Below are 21,985 nucleotides of genomic sequence, written 5' to 3'. Positions count from 1 at the left end.
TGACTTCCCCTCTCGTCCAATCCAGATCACCGGCGGCAGGAAAACGCGACCGGCCAGCGGCCGACGACCGCCACCAAATAATGTGGATTTAGATTATCAAGTTTATGAAGGCAAGCCCGCCACGGTTTTTGGGAGGCTATTCCATTGCCTTGACGGCTATGACTGCATTGGTCCCGCCAAACGCAAATCCGTTGCTGAGCGCCACTCTCACATTACGCTTACGCGCCGCATTCGGCGTTACGTCCAGATCGCAATCGGGATCGTTTTCCCGGTAACCGGCGGTCGGCGGCACTATGCTATCCCGGATTGCCATCACGCAGGCAATCAGCTCAAGCGCGCCGGACGCGCCCAGGCAATGCGCATGCATCGACTTGGTGGACGACACGGAGAGTTTTGGCGCGTGCTTGCCAAACACACGCTTGATCGCCTCTGTCTCGATCTTGTCGTTGGCTTTGGTGCCAGTGCCATGCGCGTTGATGTAGTCCACATCGGCTGCCGAAAGGCCGGCCTCGTGCAGACACGCCTTCAGGGCGGAGACCGGGCCTTCCACGGTAGGAGCCACAATATCGGAAGCATCGGCCGACATGCCACCACCGGCAAGTTCGGCCAGAATGGTGGCACCGCGCGCCTGGGCGTGTTCCAGCGTTTCGAGCACCGCAATGCCAGCGCCCTCGCCGAGGACCAGACCATTGCGGTCTGCCGAGAATGGACGACAGGTCTCGGGCGCGAGAACCCGCAACGCTTCCCACCCCTTCAGAATACCGTAAATGAGAGGTGCGTCAGAACCACCGGCAAGCATCACGTCGGCACGACCGAGCCTGATCTGATCGGCAGCGGCCAAAATCGCATGGTTGGATGAAGAACAGGCGGATGTAGCGCCGAAAACAGGGCCACGCAGACCAAGTGTCATGCTGACCTGTCCGGCCGCGGCCCCCGGCATCACGCGGGGAACGGTGAAAATACCGGTACGCGGCTTTCCTTCCAGGAGGATGGCACGATAGCTGTCTTCGATGGCTTCCCAGCCGCAAACTCCCGTGCCGACCACAGCACCCACGCGATGAGTGTTCCCGTCATCCACGATAAATCCGGACTGGGTTAGCGCCTCCCGCGCGGAAATTGCCGCAAGAAGGCTGAAACGGTCCATTGTCACAAGCCGCTTGCGGTCGATCCCATGGTCCGGCAATTCCTTGATTTCAGCGCCTATGCGCACTTTCAGTTCATGGAGCGGAGCCGTTGTAATCGGCCCTATAGCCTGTCGACCGGCCTGCATCGAAGACCAGATGGACGGGACGTCGGTTCCAAGCGCACAAATGCCGCCGATGCCGGTTATGACGATGCGCGGCGCTGTCATCTATTTCTTGGCATCCACCAGCTCGCGAACAGCGGCGACGATATCCTTCACCGTCTCCATGCTCTCCCAGGCTTCAGCGGTGTTCATCTCCACCTCGATATTGAATTCGTCTTCAACATCGAAAATGATCTCGGTAAGCTCAAGTGAATGAATGCCAAGATCAGCCAGCGGCGTATCGAGCGTGATGGTCTCGACATCGTCCTGTGCATGGGTCTTGATCTTTTCCAGGATCGTCCTGCCGATCTCATCGGTACTCAAACTGGCATCAGCATTCATGAAATATCTCCTCGGACCACTTTTGCGCTGGCTGGGATACCATGGGGCAAGGTGTCCGCGCTCTACTCTCAACAATTTGCAGCCATAAGAAACCAAAGCGCGGCGGGCGGCAAGTGTATGTGGTGCATATCCGCCGATGCCGCACAGTCAGTTTCCGCTGGCGCCACCCTTCACAAAGATGGTCACGCCACCGCGTTCAGCATATTCAAGGGCAACCACATCCCTGAGCTGGATCGAGCGTGAATCCACAGCGTGGAAAAAGAGCGCGCTGCCCTCGATCGCCTCACGCAGCATTGCGATCTCGTCCTTGTTCTCGGCAATAGCAGAAGCGATGCTGCTGTCTTTCTCTTCCAGATCGGGAAGGAAAACAATGTCAATCTCGTCAAGCGAAAAGGTTTTGCGCACCCGCTCGGCATTCTGGGCAGTGGCATCAATCGCCGCCAGGATCCGACTGCTCGCCGACTCCGCCTCCACCTCCTCGGTTTTCACTTCGGAACCGACGATTGCATCGATGGCTTCTTCCCGCTGCAATCCCTGTGCGAGAAGCGGTGACTGCAAGGCAACCGTCGCCGCGAATCCCAGGGCGATAATCAGGCGAAGCCTGGCATCGATCGTTGCCGGCCGATCAACAGTGCTCAAGTTCATCATTCAATCCCGTGTCCTCGTCGCGCAGAAAACATGTTCTGCCACGGAAGGCAACGGGCACACTGCGGCACGGGTTCCCTCAAAGCCAGCCTGGGTAATCGGAGACCAGAAGCCGATACGGATCTTCGTCTTCCTCGATGTCGGAAAACCGCGCAATCGGATCGGCAAAGATATTGTCTGTGATGTCATCGTTTACGGTTGAAACCTCACCGATCAGCACATCCTCCTTCTCGCCCCAGAACGCGTGCCAGACTCCAGGCAGGAGCGTAACGCTCTCTCCGGGCTGCAACCGCAGGACGCCGCCTGCGTCCACGCGGCGCATTACGCCGTCCGTGGGCACGCTAACCGGAGCCGTTCGATCGATGTTCCCACCGGCATCGGACGCAAAAAGCTCGATGCAGAGCGTGCCACCGCCACGATTGATAATGTCTTCGGCCTTGATGGCATGGGTGTGCATCGGCGCAAGCTGATCACGCCGGGAAATCATGATTTTCTCCGCATAGAGCATGCCGCGACCATGTTTCAGGTCGTCCTGATTGCCATTGCGCACCGTGAAGAGAAACAGGCCGCACCGATCGAAATCGCCGCGGCCATAGTCGGTAATGTCCCAGCCGAGTCTCGCATCGACAATGCCGCCGATCGACTCGCGTCTCTGCTTCATCTCATCGGGTGTCCAGTCCGCGAAGGGCGGCATCACATAGCCGAAGGAGCGGATGAACGCATCTCCTTCGCGCAAAATCTCATTGACTTTCGACCGTTTCACCGCCGCCTCCCTTTATGCGAACCGATTTAGATCGTTGGTTCGTATCGCAACCGGGACGCCGCGCCAAGGCGTTTGTTTTCTAGAACGCCTTGAAGGTCAAAGTGGTAAGCGAGCGGCGAATACCCGGCACGTTGGCGATGTTCTCGCTGACGAACTTGCCGATATCGACGCCATCATCGATATACACCTTCATGAGGAGGTCGTAATCGCCACTGGTCGAGTAAAGTTCGGAGGCGATTTCGCGCTTGTAGAGTTCATCGGCCACCTCATAGGTCTTGCCGGGCTTGCAGCGCAGTTGAACGAAGACAGGTCTCATAGGGGCTCCATGGAGCGGATTCTAAACAGGGTCCGGCCAGACTTGGCCTGCAGACTTACACTGTCAACAGACAGCGGACGATCTGATGATCGGAATCCGCGAGCCCGTCAATGACATCGAAATGATGGCGGTCGGGTTCTTCCACAGTCGCCGTGCTGGCACCAAGACCGATCCAGACATTTGCGAGCAGAGCGTTTTGGCGCAGGAACTCTCCCCGCTCCGCGGCTCCGACCCAGCAAGTCAGCCTGACGCCGGGCAAAGGAGCCAGCAAGGCCGGACTTTCGGCCTGCGCCTCTTCAGGCGTGATCTTCAGGTTCTCGTTCATGGCCGTGTTGATCATCGGACGCAGGTCATGCACCCCGGAAATTGACAGGACATGACGAAGCCGCGCCCGCACATCGGCGGGCAGGGGCGACGTCACGCATGCCATGCGTGACGCGAGATGACCGCCCGCCGAATGGCCAGTCAGGATCAGGGGGCCATCAACGCGTTCGGCCGCGGCGCGCACGGCATCACCGATTTCGCGCACAATGCCAGAGATCGAATTCTCGGGACACAGCGTGTAGGACGGCATGGCAACCGCATAGCCACTGTCCACCGCCCCGGCAGCCAGATGCGACCAGTAGCTTTTGTCGAGCTTCAGCCAGAAACCGCCATGGATGAAAACCACGAGACCGGCAGGCTTGCTTTCCGGTAGAAAAAGATCAAACCGATTGCGCGCGCCATCACCATAAGGAAGGTCGAGTTTGGCCCGCCCTGCAGCAGAAAGGGCATCTCGATAGGCTTGCGCGGGTTCGACCCAAACGCCAGGCCACTGGTCTCCTCGCGGAATGTTTGCTCCATTGGCATAAGCATCGTCCCAATCGATGACCTGATGATAGAACACGCGCGACCCCTCCCTCTGTCGATGTCGAAACACCCTGCTTGGCCTTGCCGGTGTATTCTGTCATCATCACACCGCGTCGTGTAGACTGCGTCCAGACCGGATATATTTCAACCTTAAAATTTCATACTTGAAATATCCTCTCTCCGGTGCAATGCTCCAAGCTTATAAGGCCAGGTGTTAAGCGATCCTGGGAGGAAGGAGCGCGAGCATGAAAGTTGCTGTTCTCGGCGGAGGTCCCGCAGGCCTCTACTTCGCAATCTCGATGAAGCTGCGCAATGCGGCTCACGACATCACGGTATTCGAACGCAACAAACCCGATGACACATTCGGCTGGGGCGTTGTGCTTTCCGACGAAACACTCGACAATCTGGCTGAAAACGATCCGGTCAGCGCCGAACGCATCCGCGAACATTTCGCCTATTGGGACGACATCGCCGTGGTCCACAAGGGTGTGCGCACTCTCTCCACGGGCCATGGATTCTGCGGCATTGGCCGCATGCGCCTGCTCATCCTCCTGCAGGAGCGCGCCCGTGAGCTCGGTATCAATCTCCAGTTCCAGACCGAGATCGACGACCCCCGCCCCTTCATGGCCGAATACGACATGGTGCTGGCGGCCGACGGACTGAACTCCAGAACGCGCACCACGTTCGCAGACGTCTTCAAGCCCGACATTGACGTGCGCAAATGTAAATTCGTCTGGCTCGGCACGCATCAGAAATTCGACGATGCCTTCACCTTCATTTTCGAAAAGACCGAGCACGGATGGGTCTGGGCGCACGCCTACCAGTTCGACGACGACACCGCGACCTTCATCGTCGAGTGTGGGCCCGAGACCTGGGAGAAATTCGGCTTCGGCGACATGAGCCAGCAGGAATCCATCGCGGTCTGCGAGCGGATCTTCAAGGATCATCTGGGTGGCCACAGCCTGATGACCAATGCCAACCACATTCGCGGTTCGGCATGGATCAACTTCCCCCGCGTGCTCTGCGAACGCTGGTCTCATGAAAACATCGCGCTGATGGGCGACGCCGCCGCCAGCGCCCACTTTTCCATCGGCTCGGGCACCAAGCTGGCGCTTGAGAGCGCCATTGCCCTGGCGGAGTATCTCCACACTGAGCCGACACTGAAGGAGGCTTTCGAGAAATACGAGGACGCGCGGCGGCTGGAGGTCTTGCGCCTTCAGTCGGCGGCACGCAACTCGCTCGAATGGTTCGAGGAGGTGGAGCGCTATCTCGATCTCGATCCGGTGCAGTTTAACTATTCGCTGCTCACCCGCTCGCAGCGCATCAGCCATGAGAACCTGCGCCTGCGCGACCCCGAATGGCTCTCGGGCGCCGAAAGCTGGTTCCAGCAGCAGGCCGGCGCGGAAGACAACGCCGCCCGCCCGCCCATGTTTGCGCCCTACAAGCTGCGCGGTCTCACGCTGAAAAACCGTGTCGTCGTGTCGCCCATGGCCCAGTACAAGGCTGTCGACGGCTGCCCGACCGACTGGCACATGGTGCATTATTGCGAGCGCGCCAAAGGCGGCGCAGGCCTCATCTATATCGAGATGACCTGTGTCAGCCCCGAGGGGCGCATCACGCCCGGATGCCCTGGCTTCTACAAGCCCGAGCACGAAGCCGCATGGACACGCATCGTCGATTTCGTTCATCGGGAAACGGATGCGAAGATCTGCGCGCAGATCGGCCATTCCGGCCCGAAAGGCTCCACCCAGCTCGGCTGGCAGGAAATGGACGCGCCGCTGAAAGAAGGCAACTGGCCGCTTCTGGCTGCCTCCGATGTGTCCTGGTCAGAAAAGAACCAGACACCCAGGGCCATGGACCGTGCCGATATGGACATGGTACGCGACCAGTTCGTTTCCGCTGCAGAAATGGCCGAGCGCTGCGGGTTCGACATGCTCGAACTGCACTACGCCCATGGCTATCTCCTCTCCTCCTTCATCTCGCCGCTCACCAACCGGCGCGCGGATGAGTATGGCGGCAGCCTTGAAAACCGCATGCGCTATCCGCTGGAAATCTTCCGTGCGGTGCGGGCCGTCTGGCCTGACGACAAGCCCATCTCGGTGCGCATTTCTGCCAATGACTGGGTCGGCGATGAAGGCGTGACACCGGAGGAAGCCGTCGAGATCGCCCGCATGCTGCAGGAGGCGGGTGTGGACATCTGCGACGTTTCCGCGGGCCAGACCTCCAAACGCGCCCGTCCCGTCTACGGGCGCATGTTTCAGACACCGTTCTCCGACCGCATCCGCAACGAGACCGGCATGGCAACCATGGCCGTGGGCAACATCTACGAGCCCGACCATGTCAATTCGATCCTGATGGCCGGCCGGGCCGACCTTGTCTGCCTCGCCCGCCCGCATCTGGCCGATCCCTATTGGACGCTCCACGCTGCGGCAACCCTCGGAGACAAAGGCGTGACCTGGCCCGATCCCTATCTGCCAGGCCGCGATCAGCTCTACCGCCTCGCCGAGCGCGCCGAGCAGATGACGGGGAAGGTGTAACGATGAACGCAACCCGCCACGCTCTCGTAACAGGCGGCGGTACGGGCGTCGGTGAAGCGATCGCGCTCTCCCTCGCGGAAGCCGGCATCAACGTCACCATATGCGGGCGGCGTGCCGAGCCGCTGGAAAAGGTCGCCGCACGCCACGAGCGCATCCACGCGCAGACGGCCGACGTGACCGACGAAGCCTCCATGCAGGCGCTCTATGAGACGGCGGAAGCCGCGCGCGGACCCTTCGACATTGTCATCGCCAATGCGGGCACCGCCTCCAGCGCACCGGCCCACCGCACGAAGCTCGAAGACTGGAACCGCATCCTCGACGTCAACATGACCGGCGCGTTCCTCACAGTGAAGCCCGCGCTTTCTCCAATGGCCAGGCGCGGCAGCGGTCGCATCATCTTCATTGCCTCGGTCGCGGGCCTCAAGGGCTATGCCTATGTCGCGCCCTATGTCGCATCCAAGCATGGCGTGATCGGACTGATGCGTGCGCTTTCGGTCGAACTGGTCAAGACCGGCGTGACCGTGAATGCCATCTGCCCGGGTTATGTTGAAACAGAGATGCTTGAAGAGTCCATCGAGCGCGTGGTCGAAAAGACCGGGCGCAGCCACGAAGAGGCCCGCAGGGGTTTCGTCGAAGCCAATCCCCATGGCCGGCTGATCCAGCCGGAAGAAGTGGCGGCGGCTGCATTGTGGCTGGTCAGTTCTGCGGCCTCGTCGGTCACCGGCCAGTCGATTTCCATCTCTGGAGGTGAAACATGGTAAGCGCTCCCCTGGCAGCCGTAAAAAGCGGAGCCCCGGCAAAGGAACGTCTGCGCCTGTGGATCAGGATCCTGCGTGCCTCGCGTCTGATCGAAGCCGTTTTGCGCGAACGACTCAAAAGCCGTTTTGACACGACTTTGCCTCGCTTCGATGTGCTTTCAGCGCTCGATCGCGCTCCCGAGGGCATGGCGATGAGCGACATTTCACGTTTTCTGCTCGTTTCGAACGGCAACGTGACCGGCATCGTGGAACGCCTGGTGACCGATGGCATGGCCAGCCGCACCAAGCGCGATGGCGACCGCCGCACCTCCATCATCAAGCTGACACCCGCCGGCAAGGAAGCCTTCGCGGCGATGGCCGAAGCACATGAGCGCTGGATCGACGAACTTCTCGGCAATTTGCCGGAAGATGAGGCGCGGGCGCTTGCCGGCACGCTCAAGACATTCGAAAGCAATTGGGAGGGCGGCGTATGAGCACTATGGCCAACCTGAAGCCGAAACATTTCATATGGCGCATGGAAGGCAGTGTCGCGCTGATCCAGCTCGACCGCCCCGACCGCAAGAACCCGCTCACCTTCGAGTCCTACGCCGAACTGCGCGACACGTTCCGCGCCCTGCCCTATGCGGATGATGTGGATGCGGTCGTGTTTCTGCCCAATGGCGGCAATTTCTGCTCGGGCGGCGATGTGCATGACATCATCGGTCCTCTGGTGGACATGGACATGAAAGGCCTGCTTGCCTTCACGCGCATGACCGGCGATCTGGTCAAGGCAATGATCGCCTGCAACAAGCCGATCATTTCGGCGGTCGATGGCGTGGCTGTCGGTGCCGGGGCAATCATCGCCATGGCTTCGGACATGCGGCTTGCCACACCGGAGGCCAAGACGGCTTTCCTCTTCACCCGCGTCGGGCTTGCCGGTTGCGACATGGGCGCCTGCGCCATGCTGCCGCGCATCATCGGTCAGGGGCGGGCGGCAGAGCTGCTTTACAACGGCCGCTCCATGAGCGCCGAAGAGGGCGAGCGCTGGGGTTTCTACAACCGCCTTGTTGCCGCCGACGCATTGGAAACGGAGGCGCTGACCATGGCCTCGCGGATTGCCGCCGGACCAACCTTTGCCCATGGCATCACCAAAACCCAGCTCAATCAGGAATGGTCTATGGGTCTTGAACAGGCCATCGAGGCGGAAGCCCAGGCGCAGGCCATCTGCATGCAGACCAGGGATTTCGAACGCGCCTATCGTGCGTTCGTCGCCAAGGAAAAACCGGTGTTTGAGGGGGATTGATGCCTGATCGCTCCTTCCTCGACTGGCCATTCTTCGAACAGCGCCACCGCGACTGGGCCGAAAAACTCGACACATGGTGCGCCAAGAACCTCCCCGTCGACCACGGCGACGTGGACGCTGCCTGCCGCGACCTTGTCGCCCGGCTGGGCGAAGCCGGCTTTCTGAAACCCACCGCGCTCGACACAGCCAATCCCGGCCCGCTCGACGTGCGCACGCTGTGCCTGACGCGCGAAACGCTGGCCCGCCATGACGGTCTGGCCGATTTCGCCTTTGCGATGCAGGGGCTCGGCACCGGCGCGATCAGCCTGTTCGGAACGCCGGAGCAGCAGCAATGGCTCGACAGGACCCGCGCCGGCAAGGCGATTTCGGCCTTCGCCCTTTCCGAGCCGCGCTCGGGCTCTGATGTCGCCAATATGGACATGACCGCCACCCGCGATGGCGACGATTATGTGCTTTCGGGCGAAAAGACCTGGATCTCAAATGGCGGCATCGCCGATCTCTACACGGTCTTTGCCCGCACCGGCGAAGCGCCGGGCGCCAAAGGCATCTCCGCCTTCCTCGTCCCTGCGGATACGCCGGGGCTGGAGGTGGCCGAACGACTTGACGTGATTGCCCCGCATCCGCTGGCGCGGCTTTCCTTCAATGATGTCCGCGTGCCTGCCTCCGCACTGATCGGCAAGCCGGGCGAAGGCTTCAGGATTGCCATGTCGGTGCTCGACGTGTTCCGCTCGACCGTGGGTGCGGCCGCACTCGGCTTCGCGCGCCGCGCACTGGATGAGACGCTGGACCGCGCAGGCAACCGCGAGCTTTTCGGCGCACCGCTTTTTGATCTGCAGATGGTGCAGGGGCATCTGGCTGACATGGCGCTTGATGTGGATGCCGCGGCTCTCCTCGTTTACCGCGCCGCATGGACCAAGGATATGGGCGCGCCACGCGTGACCCGCGAAGCGGCGATGGCGAAGCTTTTCGCCACCGACCGGGCGCAGCAGGTCATCGACAGGGCGGTGCAGATTCATGGCGGCGACGGCGTGCGCCGCGGACATATCGTGGAGAGCCTTTACCGGGAGATCAGGGCGCTCCGCATTTATGAGGGCGCATCAGACGTCCAGAAAGTCGTCATTGCACGGCAGATAAAATGAGGGTGAACACATGCTCGGACCGACGGGTCACACAGACACATTCGCGCGGGACAACCTCCCGCCCGTGGATCAATGGCCGGAATTCCTGCTCGATGGTTTTGAATACCCCGACTATCTGAATGCCGGCGTCGAACTGACCGACCGCATGGTCGAGCGTGGTTTTGGCGACCGCGTGGCGCTGATCGGCAATGGCCGCCGCCGCACCTACAAGGAGCTGGCCGACTGGACGAGCCGCCTCGCCCACGCACTGGTCGAGGATTACGGCGTCAAGCCGGGCAACCGCATCCTGATCCGCTCGGCCAACAACCCGGCCATGGTGGCGTGCTGGCTGGCCGCGACCAAGGCCGGTGCGGTCGTCGTCAACACCATGCCCATGCTGCGCGCCGGCGAACTCGCGAAGATTGTCGACAAGGCGGAGATCGGCCTTGCCCTGTGCGACACACGCATCAAGGACGAGCTCGTTGCCTGCGCCAAGGACAGTAAATTCCTCAAGAAAGTCGTCGGCTTCGACGGCACCGCCAATTTCGACGCCGAGCTCGACCGCATCGCCCTCGACAAGCCGGTCAGGTTCGACGCCGTCAAGACAGGCCGTGACGATGTCGCGCTTCTGGGTTTCACGTCCGGCACGACCGGCACGCCCAAGGCGACCATGCATTTCCACCGCGATCTCCTGATCATCGCCGATGCCTATGCAAAGGAAGTGCTGCAGGTCACACCCGAGGACGTGTTCGTCGGCTCGCCACCGCTCGCCTTCACCTTCGGGCTTGGCGGTCTGGCGATCTTCCCGCTTCGTTTTGGCGCGACGGCGACGCTGCTTGAAAGCGCCACCCCGCCCAACATGATCGAGATCATCGAAAAATACCGTGCGACAGTGAGCTTCACCGCTCCCACCGCCTATCGCGCCATGATGGCAGCGATGGATGAGGGCGCGGATCTCTCCTCTCTGCGTGTTGCCGTGTCGGCGGGCGAGACCCTGCCTGGCCCCGTGTTCGAGGCGTGGACGCAAAAGACCGGCAAGCCGATCCTCGACGGCATTGGCGCCACCGAGATGCTGCATATCTTCATCTCCAACCGTTTCGACGATCGCCACCCGGCCACCACGGGCCGCCCGGTCACCGGCTATGAAGCGCGCATCGTGGATGAAGAGATGAACGAACTGCCGCGCGGCGAGACCGGGCGTCTGGCCGTGCGTGGCCCGACCGGCTGCCGCTATCTCGCCGACGAACGGCAGAAGGAGTATGTCCGTGACGGCTGGAACCTGACGGGCGACAGCTTTTATCAGGATGAGGACGGCCGCTTCCATTTTGCTGCGCGATCGGACGACATGATCGTCTCCGCCGGTTACAACATCGCCGGTCCCGAGGTGGAGGCGGCATTGCTTGCCCATGCCGACGTCATGGAATGCGCCGTCATCGGTGCTGCAAGCGAGGAGCGCGGACAGATCGTCGAAGCCCATGTGGTTCTGGCCGAAGGGGTCGCGCGCGACGAGCTGACGGTGAAACGCCTTCAGGACCACGTTAAGGCGACCATCGCACCGTACAAATATCCGCGTTCCATCAAGTTTCTGGACGCCCTTCCGAAAACCGAAACGGGCAAGATCCAGCGTTTCCGCCTGCGGGAGAAGAATTGACCATGGCAAGCCAGCCGGAGCTCGACGACGACAGGGCAGCGGACATCAAACCGCCCATGTCCTACAGCGATTATCTGCATCTGGAAAAAATCCTCGATGCCCAGGAACCCCTGTCTGAAGCGCGCGACGAGCTGCTGTTCATTATTCAGCATCAGACCTCCGAGCTCTGGATGAAACTCGCCATCACCGAGATCCGCTCCGCACGCGCGGCCATCGCCGAAGACCGCCTGCGCCCCGCCTTCAAGATGCTGACCCGCGTGGCGCGCATTTTCGAACAGTTGAACAGTGCGTGGGACGTTCTGCGCACCATGACGCCAAGCGAATACTCCACCTTCCGCGATGCGCTCGGCCAATCCTCGGGCTTCCAGTCCTGGCAATACCGTTCCATCGAGTTCCTGGCCGGCAACCGCAATCTGGCAATGCTCAAACCGCATTCCGACCTGCCGCAGATCACCGCACGGCTTGAAGAGATTCTGGCCGAGCCCAGCCTCTATGACGAGGCGCTGCAGCTTCTGGCGCGCAACGGTTTCGACATTGGCCCCGATGCGGAGCGCACGAGCTGGCGTGAGAAGCGCGAGTCCAATGAACAGGTTCAGGCCGCATGGAAGGCGGTCTATGCGCGGCCCGATGCACATTGGGCGCTATACGAGCTGGCCGAAAAACTGATTGATTTCGAAGACTATTTCCGCCGCTGGCGCTTCAACCACGTGACCACCGTCGAACGGATCATCGGGCTGAAACGGGGCACCGGCGGCACATCCGGCGTTTCCTACTTGCGCAAGATGCTGGATGTGGAACTATTCCCCGAGCTCTGGCGGGTCCGAACGGACATGTAACCGGGCACGGGTAACAAAGCCGCAGGTTGCGGCGTCAATGACAAGGGAACGATTGGGAGACTACGCATGAGAAAGCTACTTGCAGCAAGCCTGCTTGCCCTTTCGGCAAGCGTCGCCGGAAATGCCTTTGCCGAACCGATCAAGATCGGCATGATCACCACGCTTTCGGGCGGCGGCGCAGGCCTTGGCATTGATGCCCGCGACGGTTTCATGCTCGCCATCGAGCAGTCCGGCAACAAGGAAGTCGATGTCGTTATTGAAGACGACGCCCAGAAGCCGGAACTTGCAGTCCAGATCGCTGACAAGATGATCCAGAGCGACAAGGTGGACCTGATGACAGGCATCATCTGGTCGAACCTCGCCATGGCGGTCGTGCCATCGGCGACGGCGCAGGATGTGATCTATCTGTCGGTCAATGCCGGTCCCTCGGCGCTGGCAGGCGCCGGGTGCAGCCCGAACTATTTCAACGTCGCCTATCAGAACGACAATTTCCACGAGGCGATGGGCGAGGCCGCCAACAAGGACTACAAGAAGACCTTCATCATGGCGCCCAACTATCCGGCCGGCAAGGATTCGCTGACCGGCTTCAAGCGCTTCTATAAAGGCGAGCTGGCGGGTGAGGTCTACACCAAGCTCGGGCAGACGGACTATGCCGCCGAGATCGCCCAGATCCGCGCTTCGGGTGCCGATTCGGTGTTCATCTTCCTGCCAGGCGGCATGGGTATCGCATTCACCAAACAGTATGCCCAGTCGGGCGTCGGCCTCCCGCTGCTTGGACCGGCTTTCTCCTTCAGCCAGGATGTGCTGCCGGCCATTGGTGATGCGGCACTTGGGGTGAAGAATACCGCTTCCTGGGCGTATGATCTCGACAACGAAGCCAACAAAGCCTTCGTCGAGGGCTTCAGGGAAGCCTATGGCCGCCTGCCCTCCGTCTATGCCGCGCAGGGCTATGACACGGCAAACCTCATCCTTTCTGCCGCCGAAAAGGCAAGCGTGAAGGATAAGGACGCCTTCCGCGCGGCGCTGAAGGAGGCGGATTTCGATTCCGTTCGCGGCAAGTTCTCCTTCAACACCAACAACCACCCGATCCAGGATTTCTATGTCCGCGAGGTGGTGAAGGACGGCGACACGCTGACAAACAAGATCGTTGCCACCGCATTCACCGACCACAAGGACGCCTACGCGGCCGAGTGCAAGATGTAGGACAGCCATGCGACATCCCGCCCTCGTGGTTCGACAAACTCACCATGAGGGCTGGGGTGGCGTGAGTTCTGCAACATGCACTCCATTTTTGGCGTGTTTCGCCTGACGCAGCTGTTTCACCCTCATCCTGAGCTTGTCGAAGGGCGAGGGTGAAACGCACCTCAGTCGCCTCAAGTTCAACCCAAACAACAGCTGACCCGTGTCCCTGACCCTACTCATAGAGCAGATCCTGAATGGCCTTCAGTTCGGCGTGATGCTGTTCCTTATGGCCGCCGGCCTGACGCTGATCTTCGGCGTCATGGGGCTCATAAACCTTGCGCATGGCTCGCTCTTCATGGTTGGCGCGTTTGCGTGCGCTTCCGTCGCGGCGGCCACCGGTTCCTTCTGGCTTGGCCTCGTGGCCAGTCTGGCCGCCGCGGCCGCCGCTGGCGCGCTGGTCGAAATCCTCGTGATTCGCCGCCTCTATGAGCGCGACCATCTCGATCAGGTGCTCGCCACCTTCGCGCTGATCCTCATCTTCTCGGAAGGCACGCGCTGGGTGTTCGGTTCCTTCCCGCTCTATCTCGACATTCCGCAGCTTCTTTCCGGTGCCGTGCATCTGCCCGGCGGCGCGCAATATCCGATCTACCGGCTGGCCGTGATCGGCGTCGGCATAGCGGTCGCTGTGGGGCTCTATCTCCTCATCGGCAAGACGCGGCTCGGCATGCGCATCCGCGCCGGCGAATCCGACCGTGAAATGATCGGCGCACTCGGCATCGACATCGGCACGCTTTACACGCTCGTCTTCGCGCTGGGGGCGGCCCTTGCCGGTCTGGCCGGTGCCATGGTGGGCGCCCTGCAATCGGTGCAGGTGGGCATGGGCGAGCCGGTGCTGATCCTCGCCTTCGTGGTCATCGTCATCGGCGGCATCGGCTCCATCAAGGGCGCGCTGGTGGGTTCGATCCTCGTGGGACTGACAGAGACGCTGGGCCGCTTCCTGCTGCCGCATTTCTTCGGCCTGTTCATGTCCAATTCCGAAGCCGCCACAGTGGGTGCGGCGCTTGCCTCCATGCTGATCTACATCGTCATGGCCCTCATCCTCGCCTTCAGGCCCCAGGGCCTGTTCGCGGCGAATGCGTGAGGGTGCCGTCATGACACGCGAAACATCAATCAGCATCCTCATCGTCGCCGGCCTGCTCGCCGCGGCCTTCATTGCACAGGCCATGGGCGAGACCTTCTACATCACGCTGGCGACCCGTATGGCGATCCTCGGCCTTGCCGCCACCGGTCTCAACATCGCGCTCGGCCTTGGCGGGCTGGTGTCCTTCGGTCACGCCGCCTTCTTCGGCATTGGCGGCTATGCGGCAGGCATTCTGGCCACCCACGCATTCAACAGCGAGCCGCTTCTCTTCGGCCTGCCCGGCACCAACCAGATGATCGTGATCTGGATCACCGGCGCCATCGCAGCCGCGCTGGTGGCAGTTTTGATCGGCCTGATCTCGCTCAGGACCTCCGGCGTGTATTTCATCATGATCACCCTCGCCTTCGCGCAGATGATCTACTATTTCGCGATCTCCTGGCCCGCCTATGGCGGCGAGGATGGCCTGTCGATCTATGTACGCAATGCCTTCCCGGGGACAAACACACTGGCACCGATGAGCTTTTTCCTCATCTGCTTCGCGCTTCTGACACTCGGTCTCATCCTCTTCGCGCTCATGCGCGATTCCCGGTTCGGTGCAGCGCTACAGGCCGGGCGCCAGAACGAGACACGGCTTGCCGCCGTCGGCATCGGCCCTTTCAGGGTGCGGCTCGCGGCTTTCGTCATCTCGGCCATGATGACAGCCCTTGCCGGCGCGCTCTTTGCCGATCTCAACCGCTTCGTCAGCCCGTCCATGTTTTCCTGGCACATGTCGGGCGAACTGATCGTTCTCATTATCATCGGCGGCGTTGGGCGTCTGGCAGGACCGTTGGCCGGGGCCATTGTCTATGTCCTCTTCGAGTTCGCGCTTGGCGGCATCACCGAGCACTGGCAGTTTTTCCTAGGCCTCATCCTTCTGGCGGTGGTGCTGTTTGCCCGCGGTGGCGTGATGGGCCTTCTGGCCGGGAGAGCACGTCATGGCTGAACCGATCCTCGACATTCGCGACCTGCGCAAAAGCTTCGGAGCGCTGAAAGCCACCGATGGCGTCAGCCTTGACCTGAAACCCGGAGAGATCCATGCGCTGATCGGACCCAATGGCGCCGGCAAATCGACTCTCATCCACCAGATTGCCGGCTCGCTCCAGCCTGACAGTGGCGAAATCCGCTTCGAAGGGCGTGATGTGAAGCCACTCGATGTGGCGGCCCGCGCCCGGCTCGGCATGGGCCGCACCTTTCAGGTGTCCTCGCTCGCACCCGAATTTTCAGCTCTGCGCAATGTGATGCTCGCAGTGCAGGCGCGTCAGGGCTCCAGTTTCCGTTTCTTTAGGCCAGTCATGCATGATCGCAGACTAACGGAACCCGCCAAAGAGGCGCTCGCCCGTGTCGGCCTCTCCGACCGCGCCGACGTGCCTGCCGCCGAGCTTTCGCACGGCGAACGCCGCCAGCTCGAAATCGCCATTGCGCTGGCGCTCGGTGCAAAGGCGTTTTTGCTGGATGAGCCGATGGCCGGCATGGGGCCGGAGGGTTCCCAGGCGCTCACAAACTTTCTTGACGGGCTTCGGGCCGAAGCACCGATCCTCCTGATCGAGCACGACATGGATGCCGTTTTCGCTCTTGCCGACCGGATTTCCGTCCTCGTCTACGGCCGCATCATCGCCACCGGAACAGTGGATGAGATCCGCAATCATCCAGCCGTGCGCGAAGCCTATCTGGGAGAGGGCGCATGAAGCTGCTCGAAATCCGGGATCTGAAAACCTTTTACGGAAAATCTCAGGCGCTCTTCGGCGTTGACCTTTCGGTCGAAGAGGGCGAGGCAGTCGCTCTTATGGGCCGCAACGGCATGGGCAAGACCACGACCATTCGCTCCGTCTGCCACCTCTCGCCCGCGCAGTCAGGCAGTATAATTTTTGCCGGCAAAGATATAATGCGCATGAAGCCGCACCGCATTGCCAGGCTGGGCGTGGGGCTGGTGCCGGAAGGTCGCCGCTGCTTCCCCAATCTGACGGTGGAGGAAAACATCCTCGCCGCCGCACGGCCCGGCAAATGGACGCTTGACGGCGTGAACACACTCTTTCCGCGCCTGGCCGAGCGGCGCGACCAGTATGCGAGCACGCTCTCGGGTGGCGAACAGCAGATGCTTGCCATCGGCCGGGCGCTCGCCACCAATCCGCGCCTCCTCATTCTCGACGAAGCGACCGAGGGTCTCGCCCCGGTGATCCGGCAGGACATCTGGCGCGCCATCCGCACCATCCGGACGGAAGGCCAGTCGATCCTGATCGTCGACAAGACGCTGAGCGAGCTTCTGCCCGTGGCGGATCGCTGCGTCATTCTCGAAAAAGGCCGCACCGCATGGACCGGTGCGCCCTCAGCACTCACGGACGAGATCCAGGAGCGCTTTCTCGGCGTGTGACCACGCCCTTGTTCTAAAGCATAAAGGAAATAGCATGACTGTCCCGCTTCACCAGATTCTCCAGCCTGAGAACTGGGTCCCCGCCAAGGGGTATTCCAATGGAGTGATCGCAAAGGGCCGCACCGTCTTCCTCGGCGGCCAGATCGGCTGGAACAGCGAGCAGGTGTTCGAGACCGACGATTTCATCGGCCAGGTCAGGCAAGCGCTGGAGAACATCGTAACACTTCTGAAGGAAGCCGGCGCCGGTCCCGAACATGTGGTTCGGCTCACCTGGTTCATCACCGACAAGCAGGCCTACGCCACTCGCCTGCGCGAACTGGGCGAAGCCTACCGCGCCACCATGGGACGCAACTTCCCGCCCATGAGCGTGGTGCAGGTGACGGCCTTGATCGAGGACGAGGCGAAGGTGGAGATCGAGGCGACCGCCGTTCTGCCGGAGTAGTCGAACGGCTCTCAGCGCTATGACTTTCCTCAGGAGCCAGGCGCCCTCATCCTGAGCTTGTCGAAGGGCGAGGGTGCTTGGCTCCACACCGGAGGAGTTATCTCCCCACGCCCAGTTCACCGCCGTCCACCTTCCGCGCGGCATCTTCCCGCGCATTGCGGCGCAGCGTGTAGACGAACGCCGCCACGAACAGTCCCGTCATCAAAAGCACGATCGTCGGCGCCGGCGCGCTATCGAGAAAGAAGCTGAGATAGACGCCGAAGAACGACGAGAACAGCGCCACCGCGAGGCTGACCAGCAGCATCCTGTCGAAACGCCTGACCAGCAGGAAGGCCACGGCCCCGGGCCCGATCAGAAGCGCGATCGCGAGGATGATGCCCACCGCCGTCAGTGCCGCGACGATGGTGAGCGACAGGATCGCGAGAAGCCCGTAATGCAACACCCGCACCGGCAGGCCTATGGCTCTGGCGTGCTGCGCGTCAAATGCGTTCAGCAACAGATCCCGGCGAAACAGCATGATCGCCACGCAAACGAAGAGCGCGATGATCCCCGTTTGCGCGATGTCTCCCCACGTGACGCCCAGCATGTCGCCGAACAGGATATGGTCCAGATGCACCTCGGTCTGGATCTTTGTATAGAGCAGCAGACCGAGACCAAACATGCCGGAGAAGACCACCCCCATGATCGTGTCTTCCTTCACCCGGCTGTTCTCCTTCAGGTATCCGATGCCCACCACACAGGTCATGCCCGCCACGAATGCGCCGAGCGCCAATGGTATGCCGATGATATAGGCGATCACCACACCCGGCAGCACCGCGTGGCTCACGGCATCGCCCATCAGCGACCAGCCTTTGAGAATGAGAAAGCAGGAAAGCAGCGCCATGGGCGCGGCGATCAGCACCGAGATGATGAAGGCCTGCTGCATGAACGGGAAAGCGAAAGGCAGCATCAGCGTGTCGAAAAGGCTGTTCATGCGCCGATCTCCTGCGCGTCGCCTTCCAGCGCTTCTCGCGCACGCCGGCGCGAAGCCAGAAGCCCGTGCTTCGGCGCAAGGACAAAGGCCGTGAGGAATGCAAGGGTCTGAAGCACCACGATGATCCCGCCTGTCGCCCCATCGAGAAAATAGCTCGCATAAGCACCGATGAAGCTTGAGAGCGCGCCAATCGCCACCGCAATTGCCACGAGCCGCGGAAAACGATCCGTCAGGAGATAGGCCGTCGCCCCCGGCGTCACCACCATGGCGATGACGAGAAACGCGCCTACCGTCTGCATGGCGGCCACCGTACAGGCACTCAGAAGCGTAAAGAAGATCAGCCGCAGAAAACCCGGATTGAGGCCGATGGAGCGCGCATGGTTTTCGTCAAAGAAGGCGACCATCAGGTCCTTCCACTTGAACGCGAGCACCAGCAGTGTGACTCCGGAAATGATGACAAGCTGGAGGGTGTCCGATGGCGTGATAGCCAGCACATTGCCCAGAACGATTGTCTGAATATTCACTGCGGCGGGCGACAGAGAAACCATGAAGAGGCCTAGGCCGAAGAACGACGTAAAAATCAGGCCGATAATTGCATCCTCACGTAGCTTGGTGCGCTGATTGAGAAAGAACATCGTACCGGCGGCCAGTCCGCCGGCAAAGAACGCGCCGATCGAAAACGGCAGGCCCAGCATGTAGGCCCCGGCTACGCCCGGCACGATGGAATGCGAAAGCGCATCGCCGATCAGCGACCAGCCCTTGAGCATCAGATAGGCGGAGAGAAAGGCACAGACCCCACCTACCAGCGCGCTCACCCACATGGCATTGACCATGTATCCGTAGGAGAAGGGTTCGAGCAGATAGGCGCTCATTTCCTGTTCCCTGCTTCCGGGGCGCCATCCTCATCGCCATAGATGACGAAGGGCCGCTCATCGTCGGTCAGAACCGTCAGCTGGCGGGAATCCTCCTCCGCGTCTTCATGCAGATCCGCCCCGCCAAGCGTGAACTGGCGCAGCACACCGCCAAACGCCTTTTCCAGATTGGCGCGGGTGAAAACTTCCGGCGTCAGTCCCGAAGCGAGTACCGTGCGGTTGATCAGAACGGTCCGGTCGCAGAAGCGGGGCACGCTGCCAAGATTATGCGTCGAGACAAGCATGACATGCCCTTCCTCGCGCAACGCCTTCAGGAGCGCGATTATGGATTCCTCCGTGCGCACATCCACGCCGGTGAACGGCTCATCGAGCAAAATCACTCTGCCCTCCTGCGCCAGCGCCCGCGCCAGGAAGACACGTTTTTTCTGGCCACCGGACAGTTCGCCGATCTGGCGTTTACGGAAATCGGCCATGCCCACGCGTTCGAGCGCCGCCTTGACCATCTCGTGATCCTGCCGGCGCGGCCACCGCATGAAATTCATGTGGCCGTAGCGCCCCATCATCACCACGTCCTCGACGAGAACGGGAAAATTCCAGTCCACCTCTTCGGCCTGCGGCACATAAGCCACCACATTGCGCTTGAGCGCGCGGCCAGCCGGCTGCCCCAGAATGGAGACCTCGCCTCTGGCGAGCGGCACGAAACCCATGATCGCCTTGAACAGCGTTGACTTGCCGCTGCCATTGACGCCGACAAGCGCCGCGATCGTCCCTGTCGGGATAGAAAAACTGGCGTCACGCAACGCCGTATGACCATTCCGATAAGTGACGGTCACATCCCGAACATCGATGCCGGCGGAGTTTGCCGCCGGCCTTCTGCCTTTGCTGATCACGGGTGCGTTCATTGCCCGCTCAGTCCTTCGGCAATCGTTTCGCTCGTAACCCGCAGAAGATCCAGATAGGTAGGCACCTCACCGCTCGCATCGCTCAGCGAGTCGACGTAGAGAACCCCGCCATATTTCGCTCCGGTCTCTCGCGCCACCTGCTGCGCCGGATCGGGAGAAACCGTGCTCTCGCTGAAAACAGCCGGCGCCCTGGTTTCCCTGATCTGATCGATCACGTGGCGCACCTGCTGCGGCGTGCCCTGCTGATCGGCGTTGATCGGCCAGATGTAGAGCTCCTTCAGCCCGAAGTCGCGGGCAAGATAGCTAAACGCACCCTCGCTGGTGACAAGAACCCGGTGTTCCTCGGGGATGGCCGCAAGCCGCTCGCGGATCGGGTCCACAACAGCCTTGATCTCTGCCTTGTAGGCCTCGGCGTTTCTCGCATAGACCTCGGCATTCTCCGGATCATGTTTCGAAAACGCATCACGGATGTTGTCCACATAGGTCAGCGCATCACTGGGCGACATCCAGGCATGGGGATTGGGCTTGCCCGTATAGGGACCTTCAGCAATGCCCATCGGCTCCACGCCCTCCGAAACCACCACGCTTGGGACGTCCCTGAGATTGCGGAAGAAGCGTTCGAACCAGAGCTCGAGATTGAGCCCGTTCCACAGAATGAGATCGGCATCCTGTGCCCGCAGAATGTCACCCGGAGTCGGCTGATAGTTGTGAATCTCGGCATTCGGTTTCGTGATCGATTCGACCACTGCTGCATCGCCCGCAACGTTACGCGCCATGTCGGCAATAACCGTGAATGTCGTGACCGCCTTGAAACGCTCATCCTGAGCGAAGGCGGAGGTCGCGGTGAGTGCTGCGACGATGAAGGTGGCCAATCCCTTGGCTAAACGCATGAATATCCCCTGAAACACATCGAATTGCTGCGACGGTTGGAAGCTAGGCTGAATTTTTCATCAGGTCAATGCAATTGCAAATCGTTTGCAATAAAAACATCCAATCCTGAAATTGCATGGGGTCCCGGGGAGAAACCTGAGTGCGAACAGATGGAATCTTTGCAACTGGTTGTCATCTGGCGCATAGTCGCCCCATGAATCAGCACGCCAGCCACAAGCCGGATTACGAGAAGGAACTGCGCCGCGCCGGGGTTCGTATCACCCGGCCGCGCAGGGTGATTCTGGGAATTCTCACGGAGACAGACGATCATCCGGATGCCATGGAAATCTTTCAGCGCGCCTCTGCCGTGGATTCGAGCATCTCGTTGTCGACCGTTTATCGCACGATGAAGCTTCTTGAAGAGTTGGGAGCCATTCATCGCCATGCCTTTGAGGGCGGACGCGCCCGCTTCGAACAGGCGGATGGCGATCACCATGATCATCTGATCGACATCGACACGGGTGACGTGATCGAGTTCCATTCAGACCGGATCGAGGCGTTGCAGGAGGAAATAGCCCGCGCACTCGGCTATGACATCGTGCACCACAGGCTGGAGCTTTACGGCAGAAAACGCAGGAAATCCTGACCCCAGAGTGTCAAGAGCCGCCGTGGTGGAGGGGAAACCACGGCGGCCATGCTTGAAACACCGCGGCAGCCCGGAGAGGGGGGATTAAGGCTGCCGCTATTTCGTCCGGGATAGGCGGGGGACGAGCCTAGGCCGAACCACGGCGAAAAACTGCCGCTGTCTGATATT

24 protein-coding genes are annotated in these 21,985 nt (G+C 61.0%); 14 read left to right on the top strand and 10 right to left on the bottom strand.

The window, feature by feature from the left end:
* Positions 1 to 136 precede the first annotated feature (136 nt).
* From P2W41_RS01885 to P2W41_RS01860, 6 genes are all read right to left on the bottom strand, one after another.
* The gene (locus P2W41_RS01885; protein WP_404934151.1) at positions 137 to 1,351 is read right to left on the bottom strand and encodes a beta-ketoacyl-[acyl-carrier-protein] synthase family protein; all 1,215 of its coding nucleotides are present in this window, start codon (positions 1,349 to 1,351) and stop codon (positions 137 to 139) included.
* On the bottom strand, positions 1,352 to 1,627 hold the full coding sequence (locus P2W41_RS01880) for an acyl carrier protein (RefSeq protein ID WP_292898200.1): 276 nt from the start codon (positions 1,625 to 1,627) through the stop codon (positions 1,352 to 1,354).
* Positions 1,628 to 1,774: 147 nt separating this feature from the next.
* On the bottom strand, positions 1,775 to 2,272 hold the full coding sequence (locus P2W41_RS01875; RefSeq protein WP_404934150.1) for a hypothetical protein: 498 nt from the start codon (positions 2,270 to 2,272) through the stop codon (positions 1,775 to 1,777).
* A 79-nt stretch (positions 2,273 to 2,351) separates the two neighbouring features.
* Positions 2,352 to 3,035 carry a D-lyxose/D-mannose family sugar isomerase gene (locus tag P2W41_RS01870; protein WP_292898202.1) on the bottom strand — a complete coding sequence of 228 codons (684 nt, stop codon included), beginning with the start codon at positions 3,033 to 3,035 and terminating at the stop codon, positions 2,352 to 2,354.
* 79 nt (positions 3,036 to 3,114) lie between these two features.
* The gene (locus P2W41_RS01865) at positions 3,115 to 3,351 is read right to left on the bottom strand and encodes an Lrp/AsnC ligand binding domain-containing protein (RefSeq protein WP_007010700.1); all 237 of its coding nucleotides are present in this window, start codon (positions 3,349 to 3,351) and stop codon (positions 3,115 to 3,117) included.
* A gap of 55 nt (positions 3,352 to 3,406) precedes the next feature.
* A complete protein-coding gene (locus P2W41_RS01860) occupies positions 3,407 to 4,237 on the bottom strand; it encodes an alpha/beta hydrolase (protein WP_292898203.1) in 831 nt (276 codons plus the stop codon).
* Positions 4,238 to 4,445: 208 nt separating this feature from the next.
* On the opposite strand from P2W41_RS01860, the gene P2W41_RS01855 reads away from it, so the two are divergent.
* The 13 genes from P2W41_RS01855 (at position 4,446) to P2W41_RS01795 (ending at position 17,554) form a co-directional block, all read left to right on the top strand.
* Entirely contained in the window at positions 4,446 to 6,737 is a 2,292-nt protein-coding gene (locus P2W41_RS01855) for a bifunctional salicylyl-CoA 5-hydroxylase/oxidoreductase (protein WP_404934149.1), read from the top strand.
* A 2-nt stretch (positions 6,738 to 6,739) separates the two neighbouring features.
* On the top strand, positions 6,740 to 7,498 hold the full coding sequence (locus tag P2W41_RS01850; RefSeq protein ID WP_404934148.1) for an SDR family NAD(P)-dependent oxidoreductase: 759 nt from the start codon (positions 6,740 to 6,742) through the stop codon (positions 7,496 to 7,498).
* On the top strand, positions 7,492 to 7,968 hold the full coding sequence (locus P2W41_RS01845; protein ID WP_404934147.1) for a MarR family winged helix-turn-helix transcriptional regulator: 477 nt from the start codon (positions 7,492 to 7,494) through the stop codon (positions 7,966 to 7,968). Before P2W41_RS01850 ends, P2W41_RS01845 begins: the two co-directional genes overlap by 7 nt.
* Positions 7,965 to 8,777 carry an enoyl-CoA hydratase family protein gene (locus P2W41_RS01840; protein WP_404934146.1) on the top strand — a complete coding sequence of 271 codons (813 nt, stop codon included), beginning with the start codon at positions 7,965 to 7,967 and terminating at the stop codon, positions 8,775 to 8,777. Before P2W41_RS01845 ends, P2W41_RS01840 begins: the two co-directional genes overlap by 4 nt.
* Positions 8,777 to 9,916 (top strand): acyl-CoA dehydrogenase family protein, encoded by a 1,140-nt coding sequence (locus P2W41_RS01835; RefSeq protein ID WP_404934145.1) that lies wholly within the window; start codon positions 8,777 to 8,779, stop codon positions 9,914 to 9,916. The genes P2W41_RS01840 and P2W41_RS01835 overlap by 1 nt, the downstream gene beginning before the upstream one ends.
* A 10-nt stretch (positions 9,917 to 9,926) precedes the next feature.
* Positions 9,927 to 11,546 (top strand): AMP-binding protein, encoded by a 1,620-nt coding sequence (locus tag P2W41_RS01830; protein WP_404934144.1) that lies wholly within the window; start codon positions 9,927 to 9,929, stop codon positions 11,544 to 11,546.
* A 2-nt stretch (positions 11,547 to 11,548) separates the two neighbouring features.
* Positions 11,549 to 12,382: a tryptophan 2,3-dioxygenase gene (kynA, locus tag P2W41_RS01825; RefSeq protein ID WP_065816803.1), complete on the top strand. Its 834-nt coding sequence runs from the start codon at positions 11,549 to 11,551 to the stop codon at positions 12,380 to 12,382.
* Positions 12,383 to 12,448: 66 nt separating this feature from the next.
* Entirely contained in the window at positions 12,449 to 13,585 is a 1,137-nt protein-coding gene (locus P2W41_RS01820; protein ID WP_292898210.1) for an ABC transporter substrate-binding protein, read from the top strand.
* Positions 13,586 to 13,784: 199 nt separating this feature from the next.
* Complete coding sequence (locus P2W41_RS01815; protein ID WP_292898211.1) at positions 13,785 to 14,705, top strand: branched-chain amino acid ABC transporter permease; 921 nt, start codon at positions 13,785 to 13,787, stop codon at positions 14,703 to 14,705.
* 10 nt (positions 14,706 to 14,715) lie between these two features.
* The gene (locus P2W41_RS01810; RefSeq protein WP_404934142.1) at positions 14,716 to 15,687 is read left to right on the top strand and encodes a branched-chain amino acid ABC transporter permease; all 972 of its coding nucleotides are present in this window, start codon (positions 14,716 to 14,718) and stop codon (positions 15,685 to 15,687) included.
* The gene (locus tag P2W41_RS01805; RefSeq protein ID WP_404934141.1) at positions 15,680 to 16,429 is read left to right on the top strand and encodes an ABC transporter ATP-binding protein; all 750 of its coding nucleotides are present in this window, start codon (positions 15,680 to 15,682) and stop codon (positions 16,427 to 16,429) included. The genes P2W41_RS01810 and P2W41_RS01805 overlap by 8 nt, the downstream gene beginning before the upstream one ends.
* Positions 16,426 to 17,112: an ABC transporter ATP-binding protein gene (locus tag P2W41_RS01800; protein ID WP_292898214.1), complete on the top strand. Its 687-nt coding sequence runs from the start codon at positions 16,426 to 16,428 to the stop codon at positions 17,110 to 17,112. The genes P2W41_RS01805 and P2W41_RS01800 overlap by 4 nt, the downstream gene beginning before the upstream one ends.
* Before the next feature lie 34 nt (positions 17,113 to 17,146).
* Positions 17,147 to 17,554, top strand: a complete 408-nt coding sequence (locus P2W41_RS01795; RefSeq protein WP_292898215.1) for a RidA family protein — start codon at positions 17,147 to 17,149, stop codon at positions 17,552 to 17,554.
* A 97-nt stretch (positions 17,555 to 17,651) separates the two neighbouring features.
* Here the strand turns inward: P2W41_RS01795 and P2W41_RS01790 are convergent, their stop codons facing one another.
* The 4 genes from P2W41_RS01790 to P2W41_RS01775 are packed head-to-tail and all read right to left on the bottom strand — an operon-like array spanning position 17,652 to position 21,191.
* Complete coding sequence (locus P2W41_RS01790) at positions 17,652 to 18,527, bottom strand: metal ABC transporter permease (RefSeq protein ID WP_404934140.1); 876 nt, start codon at positions 18,525 to 18,527, stop codon at positions 17,652 to 17,654.
* Positions 18,524 to 19,399, bottom strand: a complete 876-nt coding sequence (locus P2W41_RS01785; protein ID WP_404934139.1) for a metal ABC transporter permease — start codon at positions 19,397 to 19,399, stop codon at positions 18,524 to 18,526. The genes P2W41_RS01790 and P2W41_RS01785 overlap by 4 nt, the downstream gene beginning before the upstream one ends.
* On the bottom strand, positions 19,396 to 20,301 hold the full coding sequence (locus tag P2W41_RS01780; RefSeq protein WP_404934138.1) for a manganese/iron ABC transporter ATP-binding protein: 906 nt from the start codon (positions 20,299 to 20,301) through the stop codon (positions 19,396 to 19,398). Before P2W41_RS01780 ends, P2W41_RS01785 begins: the two co-directional genes overlap by 4 nt.
* Positions 20,298 to 21,191: a metal ABC transporter substrate-binding protein gene (locus P2W41_RS01775; RefSeq protein WP_404934137.1), complete on the bottom strand. Its 894-nt coding sequence runs from the start codon at positions 21,189 to 21,191 to the stop codon at positions 20,298 to 20,300. The genes P2W41_RS01780 and P2W41_RS01775 overlap by 4 nt, the downstream gene beginning before the upstream one ends.
* Before the next feature lie 194 nt (positions 21,192 to 21,385).
* On the opposite strand from P2W41_RS01775, the gene P2W41_RS01770 reads away from it, so the two are divergent.
* On the top strand, positions 21,386 to 21,817 hold the full coding sequence (locus P2W41_RS01770) for a Fur family transcriptional regulator (protein ID WP_292898220.1): 432 nt from the start codon (positions 21,386 to 21,388) through the stop codon (positions 21,815 to 21,817).
* Positions 21,818 to 21,985: the final 168 nt, after the last annotated feature.

Source organism: Nitratireductor sp. L15S-10 (assembly GCF_045011005.1).
Lineage (GTDB): Bacteria > Pseudomonadota > Alphaproteobacteria > Rhizobiales > Rhizobiaceae > Nitratireductor.
The sequence above is the reverse complement of the archived record's forward strand: the minus strand, read 5'-3'. Positions and strand labels throughout refer to the sequence as shown.